The sequence below is a fragment of the Lonsdalea britannica genome (assembly GCF_946477055.1).
GTDB lineage: Bacteria > Pseudomonadota > Gammaproteobacteria > Enterobacterales > Enterobacteriaceae > Lonsdalea > Lonsdalea britannica_A.
Map to the genome: position 1 here is coordinate 1 of NZ_CAMKXG010000223.1, position 5,840 is coordinate 5,840.

The following is a 5,840-nucleotide window of genomic DNA, read 5'->3' on the forward strand; positions in this document are numbered from 1 at the left end:
AAATAGTTGTGGATAAGCTGACACAATCTCAGCTGATTAGCGGTCGTCTCGCCATCGCTCGTTTGGTGAAAGATAGCAGTGGCGAGAATGAATACGCCATTATCCCCGCAAGCGTCGCAGATAAGATCGCGCAGCGCGACGCAAATAGCATCGTATTAAACAGCGCACTGAGTCAGGAAGAGCAGGACGAAGAAGATCCGTACGCCGATTTCAAAGTGCCCGACGATTTGATGTGGTAACTGATACTGCGGTGTGAAAGGCCTTCCGGGCTTTTCACACCACATGAATGTGTATCCTGACTCATACAAAACGCCTTTCACCTCAACCGAACCTTCATAATCCCTTTCCTTCTGCCCCATGTGGCTTACCTGCGTTCTCTCGGATCTCGGCCGCGGTTACAGATATTCCGGGCAAGCATTTCTGAGCCGTATTTCCCCTTCAGCCACACATCTTTACGACAGGTATCGACGTTGAACCAGCGGGCTCAACGAAAATAAAGCGCCAATGCTTCACTCAACGCCTGTGGTTGTTCGTCAGGAATAAAATGACCGCAATTCGCGATGGTGATGCCGGTGACATCATCCGCAAATTGGCGCAACGGCTCAGCCATATCGGGAATAGACCCTTGATCGGCGCTGACGGCCAGTAGCGGCAGCGTGAGTTTTCCCTGAGCACGCCGTGCCCTATTCTGTTCAGCCGATGTCGTGACTTCGCGATACGGAGCCAGTCCGGCCCGCAGCGCGCCGTTTTGTCGTAATAACCGCACATACTCGAGTATATCTGCGTCGCTGAAAGCCATAGGACTGACTGTTTTGCGTCTCAGGAACCATTCCAGATAGAGGGCTTCGCGGCCATTGATTAATGCTTCCGGCAAATCCGGTAATAAATGAAAAGCAAAGTGCCAGGTTTTCCATGCTTTATCCGGCGTAACAGGTAATGCCTCAGGCAGAGTAATGCCCGGAATACCCGCATCGAGCAACGCCAGTTTGGTGACCTGATCGTGATAGCGCATTGCATAAGGCCACGCCACCCAGGCGCCCACATCATGGGCGGCAAGATAATAGCGCTCGATACCTAGCTTTTGCATCAATCCTTGCACCTTCTCCGCCAGAGCCTCGGTATCGTAGCCAGATTGCGGCTTATCGGAATCGCCTTGTCCGGGTAGGTCCGGCGCGATAATCAGGTAGCGATCGGCTAACAACGCCATAACCTGATGCCAGGCATACCAACTCTGCGGAAACCCCGCCAGCAGCAGCAATACGTCCCCCTGCGGATTACCACCGCTGACGTAGTGCATGCGGACATCCTCAATAGTCGCGTAATGATGTTCAAAACTCGGCATGTCGATGACGGGCTGTGACCAAGCGTGTGTGATGACATGAGTAGACATGCAAACCTCCAGTGATATAGGAAATCATCATTTCCTTATTGGGCAAAAAATTTTAATCGAGCAGTTTTAGTGCGGTCGCAATCAGCTGTTCACGCTCTGGTAGGTCCTGGATTTTTCCCGCAACACGCATACCAAGCACCAGACATAGCAACACACCACCCAACGTTTTCGCATCATGATGCGGAGCGATAGAACCATCCTGCTGCCCCTCTTCAATCAGTTGCAGGATTAATTGCTGATTACGCTGAAATGCGGCACGGACCAGCCCTGAAAGTTCGGCATCGAACTGCTGTAATTCGATAGCGCCGCCGACCACCAGACAGCCACGTCGCCCTTCCACATCGCTGGCCGACTCGATGTAGAAACGCAACAGTTCTGTCATCTTTCCCCGCCCACAGGTCTGTTGCGCCAGCCGTTGATGCAGCGCCTTGTTCCGTAGCGAGGTATAGCGGGTGAAAACCTGTAGAAAAAGGCCACGCTTGTCACGAAAGGCTTTATAGATACTCCCGGCGGTGAGCTGCATGGCATCACTCAGATCGCTGATTGACGCGCTGTGATATCCCTTTTCACGAAATACCAACATGGCGAGATCCAGCGCCGCATCAATATCAAATTGTCGTGGACGCCCACGAACGCTGAGTGGTTGGCCTGGCATAATGCTCACCCATTAGGAAATGATCGATTCCTAAATGGTGCCACATTTCTTTTGCGGTGAACAGCGCATTCAGGTTTTTTGCGTAGGTCGGTCACGTCGTACTCCGGGAGACGTGGCGCGGATTATTTTTGCGATCCGCTCTTGAAGCGTTGAGATTGTGACTAAAATGAACGGAGAATTATTAAAAGGACTCGAATTCAGACTCTATTCACCATCAAGCTCAGGAGAACGTATGTCTCGATTACTTGCCAAGAAACACGGGAAGATGGTCATGACACTGATACTGATTGTCGTCGTTCTTTTACTATTCCGATGGGCGGCGATCGTATGGGGATAAATTGACGCTATTTAATTCGAGAATTGATAAACCGTTTTTTTGCCGAATGAAGTATAAAAAAAACGCCCCGCATCAATCATGATGTGAGGCGTTTTTTTTGAAATTAATGAATAACGTTGCGAATATTTTTAATGATATTTATACGTTATTCACTATTTCAGCTAATGCTGTTTAACTGCTCCGGGCATTCCCTTCATCGCTATCGTAAACAACATCAACTTTTAAAAAAGATTATTCAGCAACAACGTTGGTAGCTGAAGGACCTTTCGCACCGTTTTCAACGGAGAATTCAACTTTCTGGCCTTCATACAGCGTTTTAAAGTTATCACCCTGAATGGCAGAGAAGTGAACGAACACATCTTTGCTACCATTGCTCGGCGTGATGAAACCAAAACCTTTATCAGCGTTGAACCATTTTACTAAACCAGTCATTTTATCAGACATAGATACTTCCTTTATTTTCCGGGTCGCGTTAACGCGACGAACGTGGTCTGTTAGCAGAAATTATTTATAGGCGCTTAGGAGGAGACTCACGGAAAAGAGGTATCTAGATAGGATAACGCTTGAACTGAGAACTGCTTTACTAAAATGCTTTACATAAGGTCTGTATGCCAAACCGATGTGTGCATTAACGCATGGACCAAAAAGTTAAGCAAGTGTTATTTTCAAATAAATACTAACGGGTCATATTTCATTCGGAAAAAATAATCTTTCTTGAGACGTCTTTATTTTTTCATTCGCACACCATTTTTTTCTTAATTAATCGAGCAATGAGCGCGTACATGAGGAAAAACCATCCATTATCGACCTACACCAAGCACGTCCTCTGATACGCTATACCTAACAGAGGGGGGCGAAGTCCATCATGATGAGAACAAGAGGTGAATATTCATGTCATTAAGCGACTGGCTGTGGAGAAAAAAATTGATTCTCTTGCTGACTATCGTCGTCATCGCAGAAGTCATCATGTATCTGATGACCTCTGAATGGTTTCCCTGGGAGTGGTGATATCCCCCCCCAGCCTGTTTAAGCGGGCTGATAAGGGATTACAAACCGTGGTACCAGCTCCAGACTTTGATCAATATTGCCGCGGAAATACACCAACACACCACGGCCGCCGCGAGTGCCTGCGCCAACTTCATCGTATCGGTGAAATAGTAGAGCGAAATGAGATAAATCAGGTAAGGGATAACAGACCAAATGCCAAACAGAATAGTAGAGCGCAACGCGTCCAATCCACGCTCGGAACCTACAATATAGTGCGCGATCAGGGCGAACGTGGGAAAAAGCGGCACGAGTCCGGCGATGTAATAATTACGTGTCTTCGCTAACAATCCGATCAGCACAACAACCAGTGCGCCAAGTATAGCTTTTAAAAGGAGCGCCATTTTTATTCTCTTTTTCTCTGCATTCCAATACGTTACCTCGAATATAGCCCCACGTGAAATACACAAAAGCAATGGCATCGTCGTAGCCACTGTTCTTTACTCAATCTTCCTGCATGACCCCGCCTAGCGTTCGCGGTTCCACGGCATGCGCATAAGAAAACGAGCCAAACCACAAAAGCCAGTGAGCCCTGAGAATACCAGGCCAGCCCCAACCAATCCGGCAACCCAATAAAAAGCCGGATTGAGTATCTGGCCCAAGATCACCCCCACCAATACCGTGCTCCCCGCAACAATTTGAACCTGGCGCATGATATCCATCGCCGGTCGTTTCCCTTTCACAATGGGCAAACCGGCGCGCTTCCACGCCTGTAATCCACCGGTGAGCAAATAGGCCTGAGCCGTTCCCGCCGCCTCGGTCAATTGAGCGCGATGCTGAGTGGATCGCATCCCTGAAAGACACAAAAAAATTACGCTATTCGCGCCTGACAAGATCTCATGCAGTTTATCGGCATTGAGCGACGCCATCGGACAGGACACCGAGTGAGGGATATGTTCACGCTCATACTCGTCGACCAGACGGATATCCACCAGCACCGCCCCCATCTTCAGTAGTTGTTGCGCGATTTGCGGAGTCACAGATTGAGACGACGGCATGAAACTCTCCAGAAAAGAAGCTGCTCGGAATTTAAGTATAGGCGAGAGTCAGACAGCAAGATATGTATGCAGCACCGCGATGTTTTCCGCCCAGGTCATGGGAAGTGTGCCGGTGAAACATCAAATGAAAATTAATGGAACGAAGCGCAGACACCGGGGTCTATATCTGCAAGAGGCAAGATGGAAATAGGAGTGGAGTATGGCGACGAGACATAAAAAAATCCGCTCCGAAGAGCGGATTTTACAGACACAGTTAACACCCTTTTAAGGGCCAATGTCTCGATACGATTAGAAACGGTAGCCTACGCCAACGTTCCAGCTGCCAACATCCACACTGCGGATACGGCTCTGTTCGTAACCTACATCCAGTGCAATGTTCTGAACCGGGTTGAACTGCAGACCGGCACCGTATACCACGCCAACATCATCATTTTTGGCGTTAGCAGTACCGTTATCAGCATTGTGGGTGTACTTCGCGCTGCTCATACCGACAACACCATAGATGCTTGCCCAGTCATTGAAGCGGAAAGCAGGACCCACGCTGAAGCCGTAATAAGTCCCTTTCTGGTAGACATTATTTACGGTGTTGCTGTCTTGCAGGTAGGTGAATGAACCGATCACGCCCACCGGGGAGTTGTCGAATTCATAACGATACTTCAGGTTGAAACCCGGCAGCTTGTTCATAACGCCTTGAGCATCACCCTGGGCATAACCTGCAGATACAGTACTCTCGCCAGCCATCGCAGAACCGGCACTTACGGCTAAAACACAAGCCAAAGCTGAAAGACACGCAATTTTTTTCATATACAGCCTCGAATCACTCTTATGAAAGAATATTAAAGCGCTATAAATATAACAACAAATCCGCGTTGTTGCTGAGCCTCAAATACTTTTCAATTAGGTTAAACATGTAACAAGGGTTTTCTCAAACCCATCAACCCTTTCAATTTCATTGAGTTAACAGACGAAAACATGTCATAAAAACATAAAGTTCAGACAACCAAAAATGCAGAAAATTCTTATTTCCACCTTCATCACTAAAAAATACTGCGATACACAAAAAATACGTAAATTAAAGTCAGCAATGGTAAATAATTAGCAAATAATTTATCCATTAATGATTTTGTTCTCTTTTTTTAATTATTTGCGCTCATTCTTTATACAATAACTTTCCGAAAGTGTTTTCTGGAAGGGAAAATACTTTTCTCAAACAAATTCCAGAAAAATAAGCCGCAAAACTGGCAATATTTTTAATTTGTGCTATCGGTGCCAAAAATGAAAATAGACTTAAGGTGGGATAATTATCCCCTGCCCACTTTTTCGTTCAGTTCAGTCCCTACGCATGCGATTAAAGAGCGGCCATGCGTCAATTCACTATCATTATCACAGCAGATCTTACCCGACAACCACGCAAAA

Annotated in this window: 8 protein-coding genes; 2 read left to right on the forward strand and 6 right to left on the reverse strand. The window is 47.2% G+C overall.

All coding sequences use genetic code 11. The features are described from left to right. Nucleotides 1-239 (forward strand): DUF2058 family protein (locus Q7O77_RS13650; RefSeq protein WP_304168290.1); only part of this gene is annotated, 239 nt, incomplete at its 5' end. Nucleotides 240-484: 245 nt separating this feature from the next. Here the strand turns inward: Q7O77_RS13650 and Q7O77_RS13655 are convergent. Together Q7O77_RS13655 and Q7O77_RS13660 are read right to left on the reverse strand one after the other, a co-directional pair. Further along, a complete protein-coding gene (locus Q7O77_RS13655; protein ID WP_304168294.1) occupies nucleotides 485-1,390 on the reverse strand; it encodes an alpha/beta fold hydrolase in 906 nt (301 codons plus the stop codon). Nucleotides 1,391-1,442: 52 nt separating this feature from the next. Further along, complete coding sequence (locus Q7O77_RS13660) at nucleotides 1,443-2,045, reverse strand: TetR/AcrR family transcriptional regulator (RefSeq protein WP_304168296.1); 603 nt, start codon at nucleotides 2,043-2,045, stop codon at nucleotides 1,443-1,445. Between the two features lie 232 nt (nucleotides 2,046-2,277). Between Q7O77_RS13660 and yniD the strand changes: the two genes are divergently transcribed. Further along, nucleotides 2,278-2,382, forward strand: a complete 105-nt coding sequence (yniD, locus tag Q7O77_RS17005) for a small membrane protein YniD (protein WP_369696224.1) — start codon at nucleotides 2,278-2,280, stop codon at nucleotides 2,380-2,382. A 231-nt stretch (nucleotides 2,383-2,613) separates the two neighbouring features. On the opposite strand, the gene cspA is transcribed toward yniD, so the two are convergent. From cspA to ompX, 4 genes are all read right to left on the reverse strand, one after another. Further along, nucleotides 2,614-2,826: an RNA chaperone/antiterminator CspA gene (cspA, locus tag Q7O77_RS13665; RefSeq protein WP_085651442.1), complete on the reverse strand. Its 213-nt coding sequence runs from the start codon at nucleotides 2,824-2,826 to the stop codon at nucleotides 2,614-2,616. 602 nt (nucleotides 2,827-3,428) lie between these two features. Continuing rightward, nucleotides 3,429-3,770, reverse strand: coding sequence for a GlpM family protein (locus Q7O77_RS13670; RefSeq protein ID WP_304168299.1), 342 nt, complete (start codon nucleotides 3,768-3,770; stop codon nucleotides 3,429-3,431). A gap of 123 nt (nucleotides 3,771-3,893) precedes the next feature. Further along, entirely contained in the window at nucleotides 3,894-4,424 is a 531-nt protein-coding gene (locus tag Q7O77_RS13675; protein WP_304168301.1) for a rhodanese family protein, read from the reverse strand. 288 nt (nucleotides 4,425-4,712) lie between these two features. Continuing rightward, nucleotides 4,713-5,228 (reverse strand): outer membrane protein OmpX, encoded by a 516-nt coding sequence (gene ompX / locus Q7O77_RS13680; RefSeq protein ID WP_085651445.1) that lies wholly within the window; start codon nucleotides 5,226-5,228, stop codon nucleotides 4,713-4,715. Between the last annotated feature and the right edge of the window lie 612 nt (nucleotides 5,229-5,840).

Coding starts and splice junctions, on each gene's coding strand:
- Q7O77_RS13655 (WP_304168294.1), bottom strand. CDS start 1,390: ATGTCTACTCATGTCATCACACACGCTTGGTCACAGCCCGTCATCGAC.
- Q7O77_RS13660 (WP_304168296.1), bottom strand. CDS start 2,045: ATGCCAGGCCAACCACTCAGCGTTCGTGGGCGTCCACGACAATTTGAT.
- yniD (WP_369696224.1), top strand. CDS start 2,278: ATGTCTCGATTACTTGCCAAGAAACACGGGAAGATGGTCATGACACTG.
- cspA (WP_085651442.1), bottom strand. CDS start 2,826: ATGTCTGATAAAATGACTGGTTTAGTAAAATGGTTCAACGCTGATAAA.
- Q7O77_RS13670 (WP_304168299.1), bottom strand. CDS start 3,770: ATGGCGCTCCTTTTAAAAGCTATACTTGGCGCACTGGTTGTTGTGCTG.
- Q7O77_RS13675 (WP_304168301.1), bottom strand. CDS start 4,424: ATGCCGTCGTCTCAATCTGTGACTCCGCAAATCGCGCAACAACTACTG.
- ompX (WP_085651445.1), bottom strand. CDS start 5,228: ATGAAAAAAATTGCGTGTCTTTCAGCTTTGGCTTGTGTTTTAGCCGTA.